General features: G+C 65.5%; 22 protein-coding genes. 10 read left to right on the plus strand and 12 right to left on the minus strand.

Annotated features, from left to right (window positions below; genetic code table 11):
• Nucleotides 1–20: 20 nt before the first annotated feature.
• From LDL32_RS00070 to lysA, 3 genes are all read right to left on the minus strand, one after another.
• On the minus strand, nucleotides 21–185 hold the full coding sequence (locus LDL32_RS00070; protein WP_233062940.1) for a hypothetical protein: 165 nt from the start codon (nucleotides 183–185) through the stop codon (nucleotides 21–23).
• A 120-nt stretch (nucleotides 186–305) separates the two neighbouring features.
• Complete coding sequence (locus LDL32_RS00075) at nucleotides 306–3,044, minus strand: DUF4175 domain-containing protein (RefSeq protein WP_233062942.1); 2,739 nt, start codon at nucleotides 3,042–3,044, stop codon at nucleotides 306–308.
• The gene (gene lysA / locus LDL32_RS00080) at nucleotides 3,041–4,411 is read right to left on the minus strand and encodes a diaminopimelate decarboxylase (protein WP_233068594.1); all 1,371 of its coding nucleotides are present in this window, start codon (nucleotides 4,409–4,411) and stop codon (nucleotides 3,041–3,043) included. Before lysA ends, LDL32_RS00075 begins: the two co-directional genes overlap by 4 nt.
• A 79-nt stretch (nucleotides 4,412–4,490) precedes the next feature.
• Here lysA and LDL32_RS00085 point away from each other — a divergent pair, with 79 nt between their 5' ends.
• Nucleotides 4,491–4,889, plus strand: coding sequence for a cytidine deaminase (locus LDL32_RS00085; protein ID WP_233062951.1), 399 nt, complete (start codon nucleotides 4,491–4,493; stop codon nucleotides 4,887–4,889).
• A 9-nt stretch (nucleotides 4,890–4,898) separates the two neighbouring features.
• Here the strand turns inward: LDL32_RS00085 and LDL32_RS00090 are convergent, their stop codons facing one another.
• Nucleotides 4,899–5,060, minus strand: coding sequence for a hypothetical protein (locus tag LDL32_RS00090; RefSeq protein WP_233062954.1), 162 nt, complete (start codon nucleotides 5,058–5,060; stop codon nucleotides 4,899–4,901).
• A 2-nt stretch (nucleotides 5,061–5,062) separates the two neighbouring features.
• Nucleotides 5,063–6,508 carry an argininosuccinate lyase gene (gene argH, locus LDL32_RS00095; protein ID WP_233062963.1) on the minus strand — a complete coding sequence of 482 codons (1,446 nt, stop codon included), beginning with the start codon at nucleotides 6,506–6,508 and terminating at the stop codon, nucleotides 5,063–5,065.
• 216 nt (nucleotides 6,509–6,724) lie between these two features.
• Here argH and LDL32_RS00100 point away from each other — a divergent pair, with 216 nt between their 5' ends.
• The 9 genes from LDL32_RS00100 (at nucleotide 6,725) to LDL32_RS00140 (ending at nucleotide 15,639) form a co-directional block, all read left to right on the plus strand.
• Nucleotides 6,725–7,543, plus strand: coding sequence for an N-formylglutamate amidohydrolase (locus tag LDL32_RS00100; protein WP_233062972.1), 819 nt, complete (start codon nucleotides 6,725–6,727; stop codon nucleotides 7,541–7,543).
• A gap of 29 nt (nucleotides 7,544–7,572) precedes the next feature.
• Nucleotides 7,573–8,460 (plus strand): shikimate dehydrogenase, encoded by an 888-nt coding sequence (locus LDL32_RS00105; RefSeq protein WP_233062989.1) that lies wholly within the window; start codon nucleotides 7,573–7,575, stop codon nucleotides 8,458–8,460.
• Between the two features lie 2 nt (nucleotides 8,461–8,462).
• On the plus strand, nucleotides 8,463–9,092 hold the full coding sequence (coaE, locus tag LDL32_RS00110) for a dephospho-CoA kinase (protein WP_233062991.1): 630 nt from the start codon (nucleotides 8,463–8,465) through the stop codon (nucleotides 9,090–9,092).
• Complete coding sequence (dnaQ, locus tag LDL32_RS00115) at nucleotides 9,089–9,769, plus strand: DNA polymerase III subunit epsilon (protein WP_233062993.1); 681 nt, start codon at nucleotides 9,089–9,091, stop codon at nucleotides 9,767–9,769. The genes coaE and dnaQ overlap by 4 nt, the downstream gene beginning before the upstream one ends.
• Nucleotides 9,770–9,865: 96 nt before the next feature.
• Nucleotides 9,866–12,208: an adenylate/guanylate cyclase domain-containing protein gene (locus LDL32_RS00120; protein ID WP_233062995.1), complete on the plus strand. Its 2,343-nt coding sequence runs from the start codon at nucleotides 9,866–9,868 to the stop codon at nucleotides 12,206–12,208.
• Nucleotides 12,205–13,107, plus strand: a complete 903-nt coding sequence (locus LDL32_RS00125) for an ABC transporter permease (RefSeq protein WP_233062997.1) — start codon at nucleotides 12,205–12,207, stop codon at nucleotides 13,105–13,107. The genes LDL32_RS00120 and LDL32_RS00125 overlap by 4 nt, the downstream gene beginning before the upstream one ends.
• Nucleotides 13,108–13,109: 2 nt before the next feature.
• The gene (locus LDL32_RS00130) at nucleotides 13,110–13,805 is read left to right on the plus strand and encodes an ABC transporter ATP-binding protein (RefSeq protein ID WP_233062999.1); all 696 of its coding nucleotides are present in this window, start codon (nucleotides 13,110–13,112) and stop codon (nucleotides 13,803–13,805) included.
• Nucleotides 13,805–14,755: an MlaD family protein gene (locus LDL32_RS00135; protein ID WP_233063072.1), complete on the plus strand. Its 951-nt coding sequence runs from the start codon at nucleotides 13,805–13,807 to the stop codon at nucleotides 14,753–14,755. The genes LDL32_RS00130 and LDL32_RS00135 overlap by 1 nt, the downstream gene beginning before the upstream one ends.
• On the plus strand, nucleotides 14,752–15,639 hold the full coding sequence (locus LDL32_RS00140) for a hypothetical protein (protein WP_233063087.1): 888 nt from the start codon (nucleotides 14,752–14,754) through the stop codon (nucleotides 15,637–15,639). Before LDL32_RS00135 ends, LDL32_RS00140 begins: the two co-directional genes overlap by 4 nt.
• Nucleotides 15,640–15,807: 168 nt before the next feature.
• Here LDL32_RS00140 and LDL32_RS00145 read toward each other — a convergent pair whose 3' ends face one another.
• The 7 genes from LDL32_RS00145 to sucC all read right to left on the minus strand — a co-directional run bounded on the left by LDL32_RS00145 (nucleotide 15,808) and on the right by sucC (nucleotide 22,484).
• Nucleotides 15,808–17,268 (minus strand): SulP family inorganic anion transporter, encoded by a 1,461-nt coding sequence (locus tag LDL32_RS00145; protein WP_233063090.1) that lies wholly within the window; start codon nucleotides 17,266–17,268, stop codon nucleotides 15,808–15,810.
• A 31-nt stretch (nucleotides 17,269–17,299) separates the two neighbouring features.
• Nucleotides 17,300–17,827 carry a 6-carboxytetrahydropterin synthase gene (locus LDL32_RS00150; protein ID WP_233063092.1) on the minus strand — a complete coding sequence of 176 codons (528 nt, stop codon included), beginning with the start codon at nucleotides 17,825–17,827 and terminating at the stop codon, nucleotides 17,300–17,302.
• Entirely contained in the window at nucleotides 17,820–18,557 is a 738-nt protein-coding gene (gene queC / locus LDL32_RS00155; RefSeq protein ID WP_233063101.1) for a 7-cyano-7-deazaguanine synthase QueC, read from the minus strand. Before queC ends, LDL32_RS00150 begins: the two co-directional genes overlap by 8 nt.
• A 1-nt stretch (nucleotide 18,558) precedes the next feature.
• Complete coding sequence (queE, locus tag LDL32_RS00160; RefSeq protein WP_233063110.1) at nucleotides 18,559–19,194, minus strand: 7-carboxy-7-deazaguanine synthase; 636 nt, start codon at nucleotides 19,192–19,194, stop codon at nucleotides 18,559–18,561.
• Nucleotides 19,195–19,278: 84 nt separating this feature from the next.
• A complete protein-coding gene (gene bioB / locus LDL32_RS00165; RefSeq protein WP_233063118.1) occupies nucleotides 19,279–20,295 on the minus strand; it encodes a biotin synthase BioB in 1,017 nt (338 codons plus the stop codon).
• Nucleotides 20,296–20,407: 112 nt separating this feature from the next.
• The gene (sucD, locus tag LDL32_RS00170; RefSeq protein WP_233063127.1) at nucleotides 20,408–21,280 is read right to left on the minus strand and encodes a succinate--CoA ligase subunit alpha; all 873 of its coding nucleotides are present in this window, start codon (nucleotides 21,278–21,280) and stop codon (nucleotides 20,408–20,410) included.
• A 4-nt stretch (nucleotides 21,281–21,284) separates the two neighbouring features.
• Nucleotides 21,285–22,484 (minus strand): ADP-forming succinate--CoA ligase subunit beta, encoded by a 1,200-nt coding sequence (sucC, locus tag LDL32_RS00175; RefSeq protein WP_233063140.1) that lies wholly within the window; start codon nucleotides 22,482–22,484, stop codon nucleotides 21,285–21,287.
• Nucleotides 22,485–22,583: the final 99 nt, after the last annotated feature.

A 22,583-nucleotide genomic window follows, 5' to 3' on the forward strand; every position in this document is an offset into this window, starting at 1 on the left:
GCGGCAATGCCCCCCATGGGTCAATCAGGATTATAAAAAGGTAAAGGCTGCCACCAACCGCCAGTATCGATGCCAGGAACAGTATGCAGCACCGCTGCCATGGGTCTTTCCTGACTGTCTGCAAGGCTCCGTACACTCCAAATACCGGGAGTGATAGGGTATTTTATTTCCGTCGCAAAGGTCATTGCCGTTTTTTCCACTGAATACCGGCGCCTGCATCATAGCTCCGGTGTCATGACCAGCCCGCAGCCGGGAGGCACGGCCACCCGGCCATGCCGGATTACGGCACGTCGTGATCCCGGCAGTCAGAAGGCGCGGAGCAACCGGTCGAGATATTCCAGTTCCTCTGGCGGGCGGGTGCGGTCGGCATCGCGGCGGCGCAGTTCCTGTTCGATCTCGCGCGCACGTTCGCGGCTGGCCTGATCGGGCAGGTGCGTATCGTTATCCATTCCCGCATGGGTGCCCCCGGTCTTGCGGCCCAGCGGGTCACGGTCGCCGCTGCCTTCGGCCTGCTGGTCCGTATCGTCCTCGTCATCCTCGCTGGCGGGATGGTTGCCGCCGGTGCCATGGCTGCCCTTGCCGTTCTCCTGCGACAGCATGGGCAGGAAAACGGTCATGCCCCCATGGGCAGTCTGGCTGCGCATGGACTGGCGCATCTGCTGGTCGCCCTGCTGAAGGTCGGCCAGCACCTTTTTCTCGGCGGCGGCGGCGTCGGGGTCCTTGCCCGCACCCAGTGCGGCGCGCACGGCTTTCATGTCCGTCTGCGCCTTGTCCAGTGCTGGCATGTCCTTGCCAACGGCCTGCCTGAACTCGCGCTGCAGTTCATGCACGGCGCGGGCAAGGGCATGCTGCACCGCACGGTCGGCATGCTGCTGGGCGGTGCGGGCTTCGGGCGTCTCGCTGGTTGGGGGCGGTGCGCCGGCTTGCGGCCGGGGGGGCGTGGCATCGGGCGGGGTAATGCCCAGCTGGCGCAACAGGTCACCCGTGGACATGGAAGACAGGTCCGCCCCGTCCTCATCCATGTCGGTCTGGCGGCCTGCGGCCTCGCGCTCGGCCTGACGCTGGTCCTGATCCATGCGTGACTGGGCGTGATCAAGCAGCTGTGACTGGCGACTGACCAGATCACGCAGGGCGCGGCGCAGTTCCTTTGCCTGCTGGCGGGCCTGCAGCTGCCGGGCAAGCTGCACCATGTCCTGCGGGGTGGCGTTGCGCATACCCTCGGCCATGTCCTCCATCTGCTGGAGTTTGCGCATGGCGTCGGCGTTGTGGCCACCCGCCGCGTCCTCCTGCAGTTGCTGCATCATCTGTTCCAGATTCTGCTCGCCGCGCGATGTCATTTCGGGAATGGCCGGCATGGCGGAATGATCGCGCATGGCCTGCTGGGCCAGCGCCTGCATCTTGCGTGAGATCGCATCCCTGAGCGCCTGCATCCGGTGCTGGAGTTCGGCCTGCTGGTCCGGCCCCTGTCCCTTCGCACCCATTTCGCGCATGTGTTCAAGCTGCTGGCGCACTGCCTCCTGTGCCGCCTGCACGCCAAAATCGGCCTGTTCGTCATCCAGGTCATGACGGTCATGCTCGATATCCAGCGCCAGGAACCACAGCCGCCCGGTGGCCTGACTTATGGCGTAGTCATCCGTTACGTCCCCGCTGCCCAGCACGGCGGCAACACTGGTCAGCGCCACCAGCAGGCCGACACGGCGGGTCAGCATGGTATCGGCCTGCCCCAGGGCAAGCAGTTCCCGCCCGGCCTGCACACGGTTTTCACGATGCAGGGCAACGCGTTTGCGTATGTCCAGTATGGCCTTGGCCAGCGGGTTGGTGAACGGCCGCGCCCCGATGCGCAGATGCACGGGGGCAGAGGTGGCGCTGACCCCGCTGCTGCTGGTGGCGACCAGCCGGGCGGTCACGTCCTCTCCCGCCCATGGGTTCTGTGACAGGTCGGGTGTCGCGACATCATCGACCATGCGCGGATGGCCATTGAGCGGAATGGGCACGTCCAGCACATCATGCGGGCTGTCGGGCATGACCAGTTCGGCATGGATGGAGGCGATGCCGTAGGGCTGGGCGGCATGGTAGGGCAGTCGGGTGCGCCATTCCCCCTCCTGGCTGCCGGGATTTTTACCCCATGCAATGTCCGGGGCGGGATTGGGGGTGACGTGCAGATTCCATTGCGCCAGGGTGCGACCCCGGCCACGCAGGGTCACGCGGCCGGAGGCAAGCAGGGTGGCCTGCGTATTCCAGCTTCCATGGCCCAGCGCGTGGAATCCGTGCGGTCCCATGCCCGGCTGCCCGGCTGCGTGCATGCGCAGGGCGGGCTGACCGTTCAGTCCGTTCAGCGTAACACTCAGCTGCGCGCCTGCGGGAATGGTGGCGCTGTCATGCGTGGCGTCCAGGAAGACCGGCGCACCGGGGGCGTAGTCGGGCAGGGTGATCCATGCATTGATCTGCGGGGCGGGTGTATCGGCATCATCCATGCCGGGCACGAAGGCCGCCATGATCCGGCCGGGCGCATGCGCACCGCTCCATGCCATGCCCCCGGCCAGCAGCGCGGCCAGAAGCGGGGTGGCCGTCCACCATCGCCCCGGTGGTGGACGCAGGCGGGGCCACCCGCCGCGCAGGTGCCCCAGGGCGAGCATGGTGCGACGCAGATGCAGCTGCCACAGATAGGCTGTCTGCGGCGTGGGGGGGCTGGCGGGGCGGTCGTGCAGGGTGCGCAGGGGCTGGCCAACCAGTCCGGATGCCTGTTCTACCCGCCGGTCCGTCTCTGCCGCGGTGGGAGTACGTACTCCGCGCCACTGCCGCCGTGTGGCGTAGATGGCCACCGTGGCACAGCCGGCCAGCGCCAGCGCGTGCATGCTGTCAGGCAGGCTCTGGGGCAGGCGTGTCAGGCCCAGCAGGGCCACACCCATGACCGTATCGGCCACGGGCAGCATGAGCGGCCATAGCCGTTCCGCCCACAGGGCGCACCGGGCCTGCCGGCGGGCACGGGCCAGGCGTTGCGGCAGGCCGCCGCTGGGCTGTGGGCTGTGTTGCCCGGCTGTCATAGGCCTCCGCCAGATGGGAGAAGGGTTTCATCCACCCATTGGGGAATGCTGTCGGCGGCCCAGAGTTCCTCAACCGCCTGCCGTTCGCGGATCACGGCCCAGCGGCTGCCATCAACCATGACCTGTGCCGCCAGCGGGCGGGCGTTGTAGGTGGAACTCATCACCATGCCGTAAGCGCCGCAGTCCAGCAGGGCAAGGCGCGATCCGGCCTCCATGTGCGGCAGGGTGCGGTCATGGCCGAACGTATCGCCGCTTTCACAGACCGGTCCCACCACGTGTACCCGCTCGTCTGCTGCGACGGCAGTGGCGGCGGACAGCGGTATGATGCCATGCCACGCATCGTACAGGCTGGGGCGCATCAGGTCGTTCATGGCGGCGTCCAGCACCAGAAAGGGCGGCATGCCGTCATAACCGTGCTTGCGCAGGATGACGGTGCTCAGCAGTACCCCGGCGGGACCGGCCAGCCAGCGCCCCGGCTCGATGGCCAGACGGGCGCCCAGCCCGCCCAGTTCGGCATGGATCGCTGCCGCCAGCGCCTCGGGCGCGCCTTCGGTTTCATCACGATAGGAAATGCCCAGTCCCCCGCCGCAGTCCAGTACCGCAACCGTCAGTCCGCGCGCGCGGATGGCATGGACCAGTGCGGCCAGCCGGGCATAGGCCGTGCGGTAGGGCTGCATGCGCACGATCTGGCTGCCGATATGCATGGCCAGCCCCACGGGGCGGATACCGGGCAGGGTGGCGGCATGGGCATAGAGTTCAACCGCGCGATCATAGGGAATGCCGAATTTGTTGGTGGCAAGTCCGGTTGTTATCTTGGCATGGGTGCCGGCATCCACATCGGGGTTGATGCGCAGGGCAACCGGGGCTTCCACCCCTTCAGCCCGCGCCACGGTGGAGAGGAGTTCAAGCTCCTCGGCGCTTTCCACGTTGATCTGGGCGATCCCCGCGCGCAGCGCAAGCTGCATCTCGGCCACGGTCTTGCCCACGCCGGAGAAGACGATCCGGTCCGCCGCGATTCCCGCCATCATGGCCCTGCGCAGTTCGCCGCCGCTGACCACGTCCGCCCCCGCGCCCTGTGCCGCCAGCACGCGCAGGACGGCCAGATGGTCGTTGGCCTTGACGGCGAAGTGAATGGAAACCGGCAGCCCCGTGGCCCCGAATGCGGCGGCAAGGCGCCGGTAGCGCGCGCGCAGCGTGCCCGCGCTCATGACCCAGGTGGGCGTGCCCAGCGCATCGGCAATGGCGTTCAGGGGCACGTCTTCCAGTACAAGCCCGTCCATGGCATGCATGGACAGCGCCGGACGGACGGCCAGGAGTTCGGCAATGGTGGGATCCTGTCCGTGACAGGTGGGGGGAGCTTCAGCCATGATGGAACGCACGATACCGCCTTGCCCCGTCCCTTCCAAGGTGCCTGATGCAGGAAAGAACGAGAAGGACAGGCCGGTCATGGACAATAGCGCCCTGGTCAAGGCGGCGGTTGACGTACGCGCACGGGCTTATGCGCCGTATTCCCGCTTTATGGTGGGGGCGGCGGTCGAGACGGATGATGGCCGCATATTTGCCGGATGCAACGTTGAAAACGCGGCCTACCCCGAAGGAACCTGTGCCGAAGCCGGCGCGCTTGCGGCCATGGTGGCGGCGGGCGGGCGGCAGGTGCGCCATGTGGTGGTGTGTGGCGGGGGGAACGCCGCCTGCACGCCATGCGGTGGGTGCAGGCAGAAAATCCGTGAATTCGCGCGCCCCGATACCCCGGTTACCATGGTTTCGGACAGCGGGCGGGTGCTGATGGTGCGTACGCTGGCCCAATTGCTGCCCGACAGCTTCGGGCCGGACAGCCTGGCCTGACGCGGTGGCCTAGCGGTCCCGGCTGGGATAGGTCCGGTAGTAGTCGTGCGAAGTGCTGGGCTGGTGTGGCGGTCCGATGCGCCCGCAGGCCCCGAGCGTTGTGGCCACGGCCAGCAGCCCCGCAGCCACCAGCATGAGAGAGCGCAGGCGTGCGCGCAGTGTGGTCCGCATGTTCATTGTGCCGCCCCCGGTTTTTCCGCCCCCAGTGTGTCGAGCCAGCGCGTGGCCTGCGCGCGCACGTTCTGCGCCGCCGTGCCGCCATGGCTGGTGCGTGAGGCGATGGAGGAATCGACTGTCAGCACCGAGAAGATATCGGCGGTGATGCCCGGCTCCTCCGCCTGCATCTCCTCCAGCGTCAGGTCGGCCAGGCCAACCCCCCTGGCTTCCGCCCTGCCCACAAGCCGCCCGGTCACATGGTGCGCGGTGCGGAAGGGAACCTTGAGTACACGCACCAGCCAGTCGGCCAGGTCGGTGGCGGTGGAGAAACCGGACCCGGCATAGGCGCGCATCTGGTCCGCGTTCACGCCCAGATCCCGGATCATGCCATCCATCGCGGCAAGACTGAGGCTTGCCGCGTCGGTTGCGGCGAAGACGGGTTCCTTGTCTTCCTGCATGTCCTTGGCATAGGCCAGCGGCAGCCCCTTCATGACCGTAAGCAGGCCCACCAGCGCGCCGGTAATGCGCCCGCCCTTGGCGCGCACCAGTTCGGCCGCATCCGGATTGCGCTTCTGTGGCATGATGGAGGAGCCGGTGGTGAAGGCATCGGACAGGCGGATGAAGGAGAAGGGGGCCGAGCACCAGATCACGATTTCTTCCGCCAGCCGTGACAGGTGCATCGCCATGATGGACAGGGCGGAAAGGTATTCCAGCGCGAAATCCCGGTCGGACACGGCATCGAGCGAATTGGCGGTAGGGCGGTCGAAGCCCAGTGCCCTTGCCGTCATCTCCCGGTCGATGGGAAAGGAGGTGCCCGCGAGCGCCGCCGAACCCAGCGGCGATTCATTGAGCCTGCGCCGCGCATCGGCCAGTCTACCCCGGTCACGCGCCAGCATTTCCACATAGGCCATCAGGTGATGGCCGAAGGTAACGGGCTGGGCGGTCTGCAGGTGGGTGAAGCCGGGCATGGGGGTGGCCGCGTGTTCCAGCGCGCGCCGCGCCAGCGCGCGCTGCAGCGAGGCCGCCTGCTGCTCCAGCCCGTCAATCGCATCACGGACCCACAGGCGGAAATCGGTGGCCACCTGGTCATTGCGCGAGCGCGCCGTGTGCAGGCGCTTGCCCGCCTCGCCGATCCGCTCGGACAGGCGGGCTTCGATATTCATGTGAATATCTTCCAGCGCCGTGCTGAACGTGAATGTACCGGCCGCGATCTCGCCGCCGATCTGCTCCAGCCCTGCGGTAATGGCCGCGGCATCCGCCTGCGAAATGATGCCGGTCTTTGCCAGCATGGCGGCATGGGCTTTCGAGCCCGCGATGTCCTGCCGCCACAGGGCCCTGTCAAAGCCGATGGAGGCGTTGATGTCCTGCATGATGGCCGCAGGCCCGCCGGCAAACCGCCCGCCCCACTGTGCATTGGCCTTGTGCGCGTCCTGATCCGTCGGCGTTTTTGCGTTCCCCGGCATCCTGTCTTCCAGCTACCCTGAAGTGTGAAAAATGATCGTGTCGTGTCCATCGTGGCGTGTTGCCATCGCGTGCCGCACCCTACCGGGCCGGCGCGCCGGATACAATCGCTCCCGCCATCATCGTGACGGCGGGTTGTGGCAGGGGGTCTTTTACTCGCGCGGCGGGGCCTGTAGGGTTCAGTCCGAACCCGCCATGGCAGAGGACGCCCCGCTACAATGCAACATGCAGCCCTTGCGCAAGAACCGTCACGCCTGCTGGCGCATGCCGACCCCGCCCCTGTCATCCAGTTCGGCACATCGGCGATGGAGGGGCCGCTTCCGCCGCCCGGCCTGCCTTTCGTGCTGGTCAGCGATCATGCCGGTCGCGCCATTCCCACCGCCCTGGGGGACATGGGGGTCAGTGCGCAGGACCGTGCGCGCCATATCGCATGTGATCTTGGCATGGCCGAGACGGGGCGCCTGTTGGCCGGGCATCTGGACTGCGTGCTGTTCGAACAGGCCTATTCCCGTCTTGTGATCGACTGCAACCGCGCGCCGGGGCACCCCACCTCCATCGTGCGGCGCAGCGATGGTACCGTCGTACCCGCCAACACCGACATCACCGCGGCGGAGGAAGGCTGCCGGGTGGAGGAGATATTCCTGCCCTACCACAACCGGATCAGCAGCGAGATATCGACCCGCCTCGAAGCGGGATTGCCGGTGGTGCTGGTCTCGCTGCACAGTTTTACCGACAGCATGAACGGCATGGACCGCCCGTGGCATACCGGCGTGCTGCACAACCGCAATCCCGCCTTTGGCCTGCGGGTGCGCGACCTGCTTGCAGCGGAGGACGGGCTGGTGGTGGGCAGTAACGAACCCTATGCCCTGACCGACGTCAGTGACTATACCGTGCCGGTGCATGCCGAAGGGCGGGGCCTGCCCTATCTGGAAATCGAGATACGCCAGGACCTGATCGCCACGGCGGATGGACAGGCCGAATGGGCGCAGCGGCTTGCCCGCATCCTGCCGCAGGCATGGCACGAGTTCAGCCACTAGGCTCCGTGCATGTACAAGGGGAAACCGTGATGGAAAAGGCAGGAAAAGGCAGGCGAGGGATTGACGGGCATACGCTTCTGGCCGGGGTGATCGGCTGGCCGGTGGCCCATTCCCGTTCGCCGCTCATGCATAACTGGTGGCTGGAACAGTACGGGATCAATGGCGCCTATGTGCCGCTGCCCGTGGCGCCGGGGCAGTTCGACACGGCGGTGCGCGGCCTGCAGGCAGCAGGCTTCCGGGGGGCGAATGTCACCATCCCGCACAAGGAAGCCGCTTGCCGGATCGTGGACCGGCTGCATCGTTCCGCCCAGCGTTCGGGCTCGGTCAACACGCTGGTCTTTGCCAGCGATGGAAAGATCGAAGGATATTCCACCGATGGTGACGGCTTTGTCGCCAATGTGGAGGCGCATGGCGTGAGCGTGAAAGGGGGCCGCGCCCTGCTGCTGGGGGCCGGCGGTGCCGCGCGCGCCATAGCCGCCAGCCTGCTGGACCGGGGTGTCGCGGTGGTGATGGCCAACCGCACCCGTGCGCGTGCCGACGCCCTTGCGGCGATGCTGGAGGGGATAACCGTTGTCGACTGGGAGCAGGCGGGGGATATCCTGCCGTCATGCACCATGCTGGTCAATACCACCTCCATCGGCATGGAGGGCGCGGCCCGGGCGCGCTTCCCGCTTGATCTGGCGCAGGCCGATCCGGCGCTTGTGGTGTGCGATATCGTTTATGTTCCCCGGCAGACCGCCCTGCTGGAATGGGCTGCGACCCACGGGCTGCGCACGGTTGACGGGCTGGGCATGCTGATCCACCAGGCCGGGCTGGGGTTTGAAAAATGGTTCGGCGTGACCCCGGTTGTCGGGCCGGAGGTCGAGGCGCTGCTGGATGCCGACCTGCACCACCCGGCGGCCGATGGCGCGGGCTGAGCATGCGCGTACTGGGGCTGACGGGCGGCATCGGCATGGGCAAGTCCACCACGGCGCGGCTGCTGGTGCAGGCGGGGATAAGGCTGTTTGACGCCGATGCCACGGTGCGTGCCCTGCAGGGCCCCGGTGGCGCGGCGCTGCCCGCCATTGCCCGGCTGGTGCCCGGCTGCGTGCGGGACGGGGTGCTGGACCGGGCGGCGCTGCGGGCCGCGGCCCTGGCCGACCCCGCGGTCATGCGCGGGCTGGAGGTGATCATCCACCCGCTGGTGCGCAGGGCGCGCCAGCGTTTTCTCGCGCGTGCGCGGCGTGACGGGTGCCGCTGGGTGGTTCTTGATATTCCGCTCCTGTTCGAGACGGGGGCCGAGCGCCTGTGCAACCGCGTGGTCGTGGTCAGCGCGCCTGCCGCCATCCAGCGTGCGCGCGTCCTGCGCCGTGGCACCATGACGCCGGGGCAGATCGATGCCGTGCTGGCCCGGCAGATGCCGGATGCCACGCGTCGGCGCAGGGCGGACATGGTGATTGAAACCGGCCTGTCGCGACACGAAACGGTGCGGCAGGTCAGGCGTTTGCTGCATGCAATGCGTGAGGGAAGTCCCGCCGCGTGGGCAGCAGCGGGGGGGAAGCCAGCATGAAACGGACCATCCTGTTCGATACCGAGACAACCGGGCTTGATCCGCTCAGGGGGGACCGGGTGATCGAGATCGCGGCGCTGGAACTGATGGGGGACCTACCCACGGGTCGCAACTTCCATGTGCTGATCGACCCCGAGCGCGACGTGCCGGAAGAAGCGTCCCGCGTGCATGGCTTTACCCGTGCCGACCTGGAGGGAAAGCCGAAATTTGCCGAGGTGGCATCCGGCTTCCTGGAATTCGTGGGGAATGATCCGCTGATCGCGCATAATGCGCGCTTTGACTTCGGCTTCCTGAACGCGGAACTGTCGCGCGCGGGCCGGCCGGAACTGGATATGGCGCGCATGGTCGATACGCTGGACATGGCGCGCGAGCGCTTTCCGGGCATGCCGAACAGTCTCGATGCGCTGTGCCGCCGCTTTTCAATCGACCTGTCGGAACGTACCACCCATAATGTCCTGCTGGACTGCAGGCTGCTGGCCGCGGTCTATCTGGAACTGACCGGTGGCCGCCAGCGTGGACTGGGCCTGGCGGTGGAGGATGGCGGCGGCGGCATCGCCACCTATGACTATGTCCGCCCGGCGGGGCGTGTGGGCGTGCGGGTGCAGCCTGATACGGCTGAAATCGCGGCCCATCAGGCCTTTGTCTCCCGTCTGTCCAGCCCGCTCTGGACGGGCTGAATGGGCGCTATGTAACAAAGACGGTGGTCGCCCCGGTCCATCTGGGGTACATTGGCGCCATTACGCGTAACGGATGTCTTGAACAGGAAGAGAGCATTGTCCACGGACGAGATTGTCGATCCCACGATTGCCCCTTCTGACCAGGCCAGGCGTTTCCTGTTCCATATCGGCATCCCGGTGGCCGGGGTGGTGTCGGCCATAGCCATCATCGCCGGCGTGGGGTGGCATTCCTACCGCACCGTGCGCACCGGTGCCCTGACCCTGACGCACGACCTGCTGGTCAGTCAGCAGGACTATATTGCCAAGGAAGTCAGCTCCTTCCTCATGCCGGCCTCATCCGGGGCCATTGTCGCGCGTGACATGCTCGAACATGGCGCGCCGGAGGTCGAGCAGAAGATATTCACCGGCTACAGCAGCACCATGCTGCGCAACGTGCAGCAGATCCAGTCCTTCTACATTGCTGACAGTGACGGCAATTTCAGCACGCTTGAACATGGTGACAACAGTCAGGATGTCACCATAACCACCCTGCACGACGTGGGCACGCCCAAGGCGATGTTCACCCACGAACTGCGCGACCCCAATGGCAAGGTGCTCAAGCAGTGGCAGACGGCGGCGGGAAGCTACGACCCGCGTGGCCACGCCTGGTTTGCCGATACGGTCAAGGCCGGGCAACTGGCATGGACCCACCCCTATGTGGTGGAGGTGACCAAGCAGATCACCATTACCGCCGCCGTGCCGTACAAGGGGCTGAATGACAAGACGTATGTCTATGCCATCAACATGTCCCTCAACCACCTGAACAATTTCCTGAACTCGCTCCGCATCGGTGAAAGCGGCACCGCGATCCTGCTGGACCAGAACGGGCATGTCGTGGCCGGGCATGGCATGGCCGAAACGCAGGCCAGGGCGCATGGTGATTCGGACAAGATGACCCTTGACCCGGCCAATTTCCCGGTCATGACCAAGGCATTCGACCAGTATCGCGTGCATGGATACGGTGCGCGCACGGTTACGGTAAAGGACAGGAAATACGTCACCATTACCGCCCAGCTGCCGGTGGGCAAGGATAGCTGGGTCCTGCTGCTGGTGGCCCCGGAGGACGATTTTTCCCGCTTTGCCATGGCGGATGGGCGGCAGAACCTGCTGTTCTTCGTACTGGTCGTGATGATGGCATCAGGATTCGGGCTGCTTCTGTTCCTGCAGGCCCGGCGTGCCGATCGCATGCGGGGCCAGATCACGCAGGCCCGTGCGGTAGCCAGTTACGAGAGCCATGCCCTGCAGTCCGTTGCAAGCTATCCCGACCTGTTCAATCCCGAGGACAATGCCCTTGTCCTGACCGAGACGCTGGCCGACCAGTCCCAGGCGCGCCGTGCCGCGGTATGGCGCATCCTGCATGACGGGCATACCCTGATGTGCATCGATTCGTATGACCGCCAGCAGGACGTGCATTCCGGTGGTTTCGAAATGTCGACCACCGATCTCAAGAGCTTTTTCGACTCCGTCTCCCATGGCGATGCGCTGGTTACGACCGATGCCGCGAAGGATGAGCGGACCGTGGCGTTCTACCGCGTGTACATGCGCAGCTTTGGCAGTTCCGCGCTGTTCTGCAACCCGATTCTGGGCAGCAGCGGCCCTGTGGGCGTGATAACGCTGGAAGATGCGCCGCGTGCGTCCATGGTCTCGCATTTCGTGGACATGATCGCGGGGGTTGCCGCCGCGCGTTTCTCCGCCCAGCATTACAGCGCCGTTGCCGCGGCGAAGGAGGAGCTGGATTCCGAGCCCGCAGCGGATGAAGTGCAGCGTGACCCCAGCCAGGGCTTTCTGCTCACCCCCGGCGCGCTGGCCATGCACGGGGCATCCGGCACGTCCGACCCTACGTCGACGGAAGGATTCTATCCCGCCGTCGCCATCATGGTCATCAGCCTGTCCGATGTGGTTATGACGGCCCAGAACGATCCGGCGGCCAATATCAAGCTGCTCGATTCAATGGCGATCATGCTGCAGGACATCGCCCATCAGTGCGGCCTGTTTTCCATCCGCATGCTCGGTCACCGTGTGGTGTGCGTGGCCGGGTGTTCGCGCACGCCAGACAAGGGCGCGGTCTACCGTATCGCCAATGCGGCGCTCATGATGCGCGAGAGCACGCTGGCAGCACTTTCACAGGCGGACCTGGACCCGGTCTCCCGTATCGGCATTGACGTGGGACCGGTCTATGGCGGCATGCTGGGCAAGGAACCGCAGGCCTTCAACCTGTGGGGCGACGCCATGGGCATGGCGGAAATGATGGCCCAGGGCGCACCGGACGTGGGCACGATCCAGGTGTCGGAGGATGTCTATCTCAACCTGCGGCAGAATTTCCTGTTCCGTGAACGCGGGCGCTTCTTCATACCCGGTGCGGGGCTGACCCGGACCTACGTGCTGGCCGGGCGGCGATGACCGATACCCCGACCAACACGGCAGGGGGGGACGCGGCCCTGCCCGGTGGCATGACACCCCCCCCGCCGCAGGCCGCACCCGACAGTGCGGGGCGGATGGTCCTGCTGCTGCGGCGTTTTGCGCCATGGCTTGCGGCCATAGGCCGGCTGACGCGCCACCAGGTCCGTTTCACGCTGCTGCTGATCGGGGCGGGGTGGGGCACGCTGCGCGAAAGCATGCGCCCCAATTCATGGCGCAGGCCGGTTGTGTACGAATTCCGTGCCACCCTGCGGCAGGTGGTCAGCGGCGGGTTCCTCAGCATCGTGATCACCGCCACGCTGACAGGGCTCATGGTGGTGTCACAGGCGGCGTACTGGCTGGGTTATGCCGGCATGGCGCAGATGACCGGGTCCATCCTGGTCTCGGTGCTGGTGCGTGAAATCTCGCCCATCCTTGTGGGGATCATCCTCATGGGGCGCAGCGGCATGCTGTCCCTGACCGAAATCGGGATGATGGTGCTGGGGGGGGAAGTGCGGGGCCTGCAGGCCCGGGGCATCGACCCGTTCCTGGCACTGGTCATGCCACGTACCTTCGCCTTCACGCTGGGGGGCTTCACGCTGGGCATGATCTTTGCCGTGGTCTCGCTGCTGATGGGGTTCGTGGTGGCGCATGCCAACGGGGCCATCACGTCCTCGGTATGGACCTTCTTCTTCAACGTCCTTGCGGCCATGACCACCTGGGATTACCTGATCATCCCGCTCAAATTCGTGCTGGTTGGCTTCTTTGTCGGGCTGGGGGCCTGTATCTCGGGCCTGACTGTCAGCACCAGTGACACGATGGCCACCATCATGCCGCGCGGCTTCGCGCGCGGGATCATGCTGGTGCTGGTGGTCAATATCCTCTTCATGCTGGATTTCTGACCATGACAGCAAACGCCCCCCTGCTGGAACTGCGTGATGTCATGCCCTCGTTCGAGGAAAGCGGCCTCATGCCCGCGCCGTACAATCTGCGCATCATGCCCGGTGAATGTGCGGTCATAGACTGCCGCGATGTAGAGCGCGCGGCTATGTTTGCCGACCTGTGCACGGGCATGGTCTCGCTTACGCAGGGCAGCATCAAGTTCATGGGGCTGGACTGGAGCACGCTGCGTGACCGGCAGCTCAATGCGCTGCGCGGGCGTATCGGCCGCATTTCGCGCCATGGCGGCTGGCTGGACATGTTCGGCACGCATCTCAACATCATGCTGCCGCATCTGTACCATACCACGGACCCGTTCGATAACGTGGTCCGCCACGCAACAGAACTGGGGTACAGGTTTGGCCTGCCCGGCCTGCCCATTTCGGCACCGGACCGGCTTTCGGGCGCGGATCTGGCGCGGGCGGCGTGTGTGCGTGCCTTCATGGGGCGGCCGGAACTGCTGGTGCTGGAGGACATATCCGACATGTTGCCCGAAGAGACGGCGCTGCCGTTCCTTGAAATGCTGACCGCCGCGCGCGACCGGGGGTGTGGCGTGCTATGGCTTGTCCGCTCGGCAGCGGCATGGCGTGAATATCGCAAGGCGGTGAATATCCACATGCGCCTTCTCGACGAAGGTCTTTTTTCCATGCGGGTGGTGTAATGGTCCAGAAACAGCAGTCAGACGGTATCCGGCAACTCGTGCGGGTCCGTTACACCGACGAATGGGTGGGGATTCTTGTCCTTGTGGCCCTTGTCATCCTGCTGGGCGCGGTAATCGAGGCCGGTGTGCTCCGCGACTGGCTTACGCCTGCGGGCAGGCTGAGGATCGTGCTGCCCGAAGATGGGGTCAGCGGCCTTTCGGTCGGTGATGACCTGGAGGTAATGGGCATCCATGCGGGCACCGTGCGCCGGGTGCGGATCAATCCTGCCGGCGGCATGTACGCCATTGCCGAGATCGACCCGGATATCGAGCCCTATATCCGCCGTGACAGCACCGCCATCATCCGCAAGCGCTTCGTCGTGGCCGGGGCGAGCTATATCGACGTGTCACGCGGGGTGGGTGACAAGCTGGACTGGAGCTATGCCGTGCTCAGCGCCACCAATGCCCCCAACCCGGCGGATACCATTACCCAGACATTCAGCGATATCCGCGACCGGGTCATCCCGGTCCTGGACAATGCCCAGCACATGATGGCAACGCTTGATGCCACCATTACGGACATGCATGCGGGCAAGGGGTCCATCGGGCGGCTCATGACCAATGATGACCTGATCCGCCAGGCCGAGCAGATGATCACCAGCCTGAACGCCACGATCAGCCAGCTTACGCCGATTGAAAAGCAGCTTGGCACCGTGATGGACCGGGCCAATGCCAGCATGGCCAACGTGCAGAAGGCGACGGGCGACCTGAGCAATGCGACACCGGGCATTACCCGGAACCTGACGGATGCCAGCCAGCAGCTTCCCGTGCTTCTGGTGCAGGCACAGACAACCGTAAGCAGCCTGCAGAAGCTGGTCGACCAGATGCGTGGCCTGTGGATACTGGGTGGAAGCGGCAACAAGGCAAAGACAGGACATGCCCGCCTGTCGCCGCAGAAGGTGCAGCCATGAAGATGAAGAAAGAATGCCTGGCGCTGGGTCTTGTCCTTGCCCTGGCCGGATGTGGCGGCGGGGGCGGGCAGGCCGGTTCCCCCACGGATACGACCCTGTCGCAGGACATGGATACCGGGCGTGATGCCGTGGGGCTGGAGCGTCTGGCCGTGGCGGAACAGCAGTACCGCGCGGCGGGCAAGCGTGCCCTGGCCCGTGATGACGTGACCGCCATAGGCGATGCCGGCTACAACCTTGCCACCGTCCAGCTTAACGAGAACAAACCCGCTGACGCGCTGACCACCATCACGGCCACCCGCTCCGCGCTGGCCGTGCGTGGGCAGACAGCGGATGATGCCGGGCTGGATCTGGTGCAGGCGGGTGCACTTCACCGTCTTGGGCGGGAGAGCGAAGCCGCTGCCGCCGCTGCCCGCGCCGCCGCCGGGCAGGATACGGACGTTACGGAAAAGGCACAGCTTATGCGTGGCCTGATTGCAGATGATAGCGGGGACCATGCAACCCTGGCCTCTGTCGCGGCTTATTTTGCCACCCTGACGGGCAAGATACCCGAGAGCTGGACGGCTGATGCCAGGGAGATCGAGGCCCGCAACCTGCTGGCGACTGCTGGCAGCAGCCAGACGGCATGGCAGGACGCCATGCAGGCCGCAACCATCCGGCAGTCACAGGTGAACTATCGTGACATGGCGCGCGCGCTGGGGGTGGCCGCCCGTGCGGCTGACCGTTCGGGTAACGCACAGGCGGCGGCCCAGCTTTATGCCCGCGCCAGCCAGAGTGCCCGGCAGGCCGGTGACACGGTTGCGGCGGATCGCTGGGCAAAGCAGGCGGGTTCGGCCGCGGCGGTTGACCCCTTTGTCGAACCTGCGGTCCCCGCACGCAAGAAGTAGGGGGAGTGCCCGAAAGGCCTCCCGCTACAGCGCGCTGTAAATCGAAAAGAGGTTTTTGGTGAAGCTTATTTCAAAAAGCTTCAGGGAACGCCGCCTCTCCAGAAAGGCGACGCCCGCAAATCTTCATTTATTGCCAATGGTCGTTTATCAGCCCCCTGACCGCAGGCGTCAGGCCAGGTTCTTCAGACCCGTGTGCCGGCTGAGCAGCGTGCTGGTGGCCGTGTTCAGGCCGACCAGATTGACCTGCATGCCCTGTGTCTTCATCTTTCCCACCAGTTCTTCCAGCATGCCGGCCGCCGTCATGTCCCACAGATGGGCGTGGGTCAGGTCGATCGTGATGTGACGGGCCGTATCGTGCAGGTCGAAGGCATCGGCAAAGCTGTCGGATGAGGCAAAGAAGACCTGCCCGTTCACGACATAGGTACGGGCCGTGCCATCGGCGGAAAGTGTATTGCTGACCGAAAGCATGCCGGACACCTGAAAGGCAAAGAACAGCCCGTTGAGCAGCACGCCTACCGCCACGCCTGCCGCCAGGTCATGCGTGCCGACAACCACCGCAACCGTGGCCAGCATGATGATGCTGGTCGTGCGTGGATGATGCGCCAGGTCCCGTAGCGACGACCATGAGAACGTGCTGGCCGAGACCATGATCATGATCGCCACCAGCGCTGCCACCGGCACCTGTGCCACCCATGGCCGCAGCACGACCATCAGCAGCAGCAGGAAGGCCCCTGCCACAAAGGTGGAAAGCCGCCCCCGCCCGCCATAGCGCAGGTTGCCCACCGTCTGGCCGATCATGCCGCAGCCCGCGATGCCACCAAACAGGCCGACCGCGATGTTGGCCACGCCAAGCCCCATGCATTCCTGCCGCTTGCTGCTGTGGGTTTCGGTCAGGTCATCCACCACGCGGGCGGTCATCATGGATTCCAGCACCCCCACGCTGGCCATGGCCAGCGCGTAAGGGGCGATGATGTGGAGTGTCGCGAGTGAGAAGGGCACGTCAGGCCAGACCAGATGCGGCAGGCTGTCGGGCAGGCGGCCAAGATCAGCCACCGTGTGCAGCGGCATGGGGCACAGGATGGACACCACCGTCAGCACCAGGATGCAGATCAGCGGTGAGGGAATGGCCGAAAAGAAGCGCGGCACGGAATAGATGATCGCAAGCCCCAGCGCAATCATGGCATAGGTATGCCACGTTACATGCAGCATATGCGGCACCTGGGCTGAAAAGATCAGGATGGCCAGTGCATTGACGAAGCCCGTGCGCACCGGGCGCGAGACATAGCGCATGAGCACATGCAGCCGCAGGATGCCGAACATCACCTGCAGCAGCCCGCACAGCAGGGTTGCCGCCAGCAGGTACTGCACGCCATGGGCGCGCACCAGGGCGGCTGCCACCAGGGCGACCGACCCTGCCGCCCCCGATATCATGCCCGGCCTGCCGCCGGTCAGCGCGATGACCACACTTATGACAAAGGATGCGTAAAGCCCGACCGCCGGGTCGACCCCCGCCACGAAGGAGAACGCGATCACTTCGGGAATCAGCGCGAATGTCCCGACCATGCCGGCCAATGTGTCGCGCGTGATGTTGCCGAACCATTCCTGGCGGTAACGGGTAAGGGCTGACATGGGTGAGGCGGAACCTTTCAGGACTGGATATTCAGGTATCGGCGATGGTCATGTCCGCGCGGCGCCACCAGCATTGCGGCGCGGGCCGCGGCTGCGGCAGGACCACAAGCGGGTCGCCACTGTAGCGGACGGTGTTGGTGGGCGTTTCGTCAATTTCCAGGGTGGCGCAGGTCAGCAAACCGCCATCGGCGGCAAGGAAGGCGTTGAGCTTGGACATGAGCAGGCAGGCCAGCAGTTCCGTCGTGGGGTCGCCCGGTGTGACCAGTATGCGCCGGGCGCGGCAGGGTTCATGCTGGCGGAACCAGCCCAGCAGCGGGTCGTCCTGCGCCAGTTGCAGGGCATGATCAACATGGTTGTCAATGAACCGGTGCCACACGCCCTTCGCACGATGGAAGGGCAGGACCATGTTCATGCGCCCATCCAGCGGGGCGGGTGCCGTGGCATGCAGGCTGGCACGGATATATTCATTATGGCCATGGGGCAGGGCGCAGCGTTCGCTCTCGCCGGCCAGCAGGCGGTGCGCCATGGAAAAACGCCGTGTGAAGACCAGTTCAAACATGGGAGCGTTCCTTCACGAAGCGCTCCCAGCCAGCCTTGCGCAACTGGCAGGCAGGGCAGGTGCCGCAGCCATGGCCCCATGCATGCGGCGTGCCGCGCGTGCCCAGGTAGCAGCTGTGGCTCTCACGGTTGATCAGCCCGACCAGCGCGTCGCCACCCAGAGTGCGGGCCAGGTCCCATGTTTGCGCCTTGTCCAGCCACATGAGCGGCGTGTGCAGCACGTAATGGCTGGCCATGCCCAGATTGAGGGTGACCTGCAGGGACTTGATCGTATCATCCCGGCAGTCGGGATAGCCCGAGTAATCCGTCTCGCACACGCCGGTGATGATGTGGCGGATATTGCGCCGGGCCGCCAGGGCCGCGGCAAAGGTCAGGAATATGAGGTTACGGCCGGGGACGAAGGTGTTGGGCAGGCCATTCCCGTTCATCGTGATCTCGGCCTCACGCGTCAGCGCGGTGTCCGATACATGGCCAAGGGCCGCAAGGTCCAGTGTATGGTCCATCCCCAGACGCTGCGCCCATTGCGGGTTTTCGGCCGCCATGCCCCTGCGCAGGGTGTCGCGGCATTCCAGTTCCACCGCATGGCGCTGCCCGTAATCGAAACCCAGCGTTTCCACCCGGCCAAACCGCGCCAGCGCCCATGCCAGGCAGGTGGCTGAATCCTGCCCGCCGGAGAACAGGACCAGTGCGGCTTCCCGCGCGGGAATGGAGGGGGGAGGGGAGACGCTCATGTCAGGGTATCCCGATCAGCTTGTGGGTCTGCAATGACAGACGCCATTGCGGATGATGCAGGCAATAGTCAACCGCCGCGCCGGTATTGTGATCGCGGCTGGCATCATCCATTGGCTGTAGCCAGAACTGGTGGAAGTCCAGCCCCGCCACCTGTTCGGGCAGCAGGTCCGGCTGGGGGTAGACCAGCTTGAGTTCATGGCCATGTGTCTGCACCAGTGGCGCGCCCGCCTTGGGGCTGACACAGATCCAGTCGATTCCGGCGGGGGCGGCCAGCGTACCGTTGGTTTCCACCGCAATCTCGAAACCGCGCGCATGCACGGCCGCCACCAGCGCATCATCAAGCTGGAGCAGGGGTTCGCCACCCGTAAACACCACGAAGGCACGCCGCCTGTCCGGTGCGGGCCACCGGGCGGCAATGGCGTCGGCCAGCAGGTCGGCGGTGGCAAACCGCCCGCCGCCGGGACCATCCGTGCCGATGAAATCCGTATCGCAGAACCGGCACGCCGCCCCGGCCCGGTCACGCTCCAGCCCCGACCACAGGTTGCACCCGGCAAACCGGCAGAACACCGCCGCACGGCCAGCCTGCGCGCCTTCACCCTGCAGGGTGGGGAATATTTCCTTTACGGTGTAGGACATGTTCCGGATTTCATGCTGCGCGCGGCCAGCACGGGTCAGCGTGGGAAAATGTCCCAGCCGGTCCCGCGCCCGGCTGCGTCGGGTTCAGCCCTGCTTGTGGGATGTATGCATGCCCAGCCGGTCCAGCAACTGCCGGTCGCGCAGGGCGGCGGGATTCGGGGTGGTCAGCAGGCGTTCGCCATAGAAAATGGAATTGGCGCCCGCCAGGAAGCACAGCGTCTGTGCCTCGTCCGTCATGTCCTCGCGGCCTGCCGCCAGGCGTACGCGGCTTGTGGGCATGGTGATGCGGGCAGCGGCGATGGTACGGACGAATTCGATCGGGTCGACCGTCTCGTCCGTCCTGTCCGCCAGGGGGGTGCCTTCCACACGCACGAGCATGTTGATCGGCACGCTCTCGGGGTGGCGGGGCAGGCTGGCCAGCGTCGCGATCATGCCCGCGCGGTCGGTGCTGTCCTCTCCCATGCCGACAATGCCGCCACAGCAGACATTGATGCCCGCGTCCCGCACGTTTTCCAGCGTATCCAGCCGGTCCTGAAAGGTGCGCGTGGAGATGATGTCGCCATAATATTCGGGCGAGGTATCGATGTTGTGGTTGTAGTAGTCCAGCCCGGCCGATTTCAGCCTGTGGGCCTGCGTATTGTCCAGCATGCCCAGCGTTACGCAGCTTTCCAGCCCCAGTGCCTTTACGCCCTCGACCATGGCGCACACGGTTTCCAGATCATGGTCCTTGGGGCTGCGCCAGGCGGCCCCCATGCAGAAGCGCGCGGCCCCGGCGGCCTTTGCCGCACGGGCTTCCTTCAGCACTTCCTCCACCGCCATCAGGCGGCTGGCCTTCACGCCGCCATCCTCGTGCATCGCGCTTTGCGGGCAGTAGGCGCAGTCCTCGGGGCAGCCGCCGGTCTTGATGGACAGCAGGGTGGAAATCTGCATTTCCGTGGGGTCGAAGCGCGCGCGGTGGACCGTCTGCGCCCGGTAGATCAGGTCGGGAAAGGGCAGGGCCATGAGGGCCGCGACTTCATCGCGCGTCCAGTCCGTCCTGACGGCAGGCAGGCTGGTGGGGCCGACATGCGGCAGGGTGTCCGGGCTGCTCCCATCGGGCATCGGTCTGGCTCCTGTGGCGGTGATGAAGGTGGAAAACGGCACAGGCTGTGCCATAGAAAACCGGCAATGACTACATTTTTATCATTATGGAGCCATTGCCGGGACAGGGGTTTCAGCCCAGCACGCGGGCAAGCGTGGTGCCCAGTTCCGCGGGGCTGCGGGAGATGTGGATGCCCGCCTCCCGCATGGCCTCGATCTTGGCGCTGGCGGTTTCGTGCCCGCCGGTAATCACGGCGCCGGCATGGCCCATGCGGCGGCCCGGCGGCGCGGTGGCACCGGCAATGAAGCCCACCACCGGCTTGCGCGTGCCGCTGGCGCGGATCAGTTCGGCGCCCTCGATTTCGGACGTGCCGCCGATCTCCCCGATCATGACGATGGAATGCGTGTCCGGGTCCGCGATCATGCGTTCGAGCACATCGGTGAAATCCATGCCCTTGACCGGATCGCCGCCAATGCCGACGCAGGTGCTCTGCCCCTGCCCGATGGCGGAAGTCTGGGCCACGGCCTCATAGGTCAGGGTGCCCGAGCGCGAGACGATGCCCACATGGCCACGGCGGTGGATGGGGCCGGGCATGATGCCGATCTTGCATTCATCGGGGGTGATGATGCCGGGGCAGTTCGGGCCGATCAGCAGGCTGCCGGACTGCTCCAGTGCTGCGCGCACGCGCACCATGTCCTGCACCGGGATGCCTTCGGTAATGCAGACAATCAGGGGAATTCCGGCGGCAATCGCCTCCAGTATGGCATCGGCGGCCCCGGCAGGCGGCACGTAGATGACGGAAGCCTCGGCCCCCGTGGCCTCACGCGCCTGGTTTACCGTGTCGAACACGGGCAGGCCCAGATGCGTGCTGCCGCCCTTGCCCGGGGTTACGCCACCGACCATGTGGGTGCCATAGGCCAGTGCCTGTTCGGTATGGAAGGTACCCTGCGCGCCGGTAAAGCCCTGGGTAATGACCTTGGTGGACTTGTTGACAAGAATGGACATTCAATCAGGCTCCCGCATTACGGACGGCGGATACGATCTTGCGGGCGGCATCGCCCAGGTCATCGGCGGGGATGATGGTCAGGCCGGATTCCGCCAGCAGCGCCTTGCCGCGTTCGACATTCGTGCCCGCCAGCCGCACCACCAGCGGCACGTTCAGCCCGGTTTCGTGCGATGCGGCGATGATGGCCTCCGCAATCACGTCGCAGCGCATGATGCCACCGAAAATGTTGACCAGGATGCCGCGTACCTTCGGGTCACCGATCAGGATGCGGAAGGCCGCCGCCACGCGCTCCTTTGATGCGCCACCACCGACATCGAGGAAGTTGGCCGGCTCCTCGCCTTCCATCTTGATGATGTCCATCGTCGCCATGGCCAGACCCGCACCGTTGACCATGCATCCGATGTTGCCGTCCAGCCCCACATAGGCCAGCCCGTAGCCTGCGGCTTCGCGCTCACGCGGGTCTTCCTCGTGCTCGTCACGCAGTTCTGCCAGTTCGGGGTGGCGGAACAGGGCATTTTCATCGAACGACATCTTGGCGTCCAGCGCCAGCAGGTCACCGCTGCCCGTCACCACCAGCGGATTGATTTCCACAATGGCGGCATCCAGGCCGGTAAAGGCGTCATAGGCGGAACGCACGACGTTCTGGAACGCTCTGATCTCACGCCCCGTCAGGCCAAGGCGTACGGCGAGGCCACGCGACTGGTAATCGCACAGGCCCCTGGCCGGGTCGACATATTCCTTGAGGATGCGTTCGGGTGTGCGGGCGGCGACTTCCTCGATCTCCATCCCGCCATCGGGGGAGGCAACAATCACGATGCGGCCGCTCACCCGGTCCACCAGCATGGAGAAATACAGTTCACGTGCGATGTCACAGCCGGACTCGACATACAGCGTGCGTACCTTCCGGCCCGCGGGCCCGGTCTGTTTCGTGACCAGCACTTCATCCAGCATGGCATGGGCCGCACTGTCCACATCGTCCATGCTGCGGGCCAGCCGGACGCCGCCGCCGCCATCGGGCCGGCCTGCAAAATGCCCGGCACCGCGTCCACCGGCATGGATCTGTGCCTTGACCACGGTCACGCGGGTGGCAAGGCTGCGGGCTGCTTCCACGGCTTCCGCAACGGTGGTGGCGGCACGTCCGTCGGGTACGGGCATGCCGTATGAGCGCAGCAGCGCCTTTGCCTGATATTCGTGAATATTCATTTGGCGACCCAATCTGTCGTTCTTATTGGCGGTGTCGGGCAACGGCACTAGCACGATTTGACCGCGCAATGACAGGGGTGGGGTTGAAGGCAGGATTGG

Origin of the sequence: Komagataeibacter sp. FNDCF1, assembly GCF_021295335.1 — a bacterium.
Classification (GTDB): domain Bacteria; phylum Pseudomonadota; class Alphaproteobacteria; order Acetobacterales; family Acetobacteraceae; genus Komagataeibacter.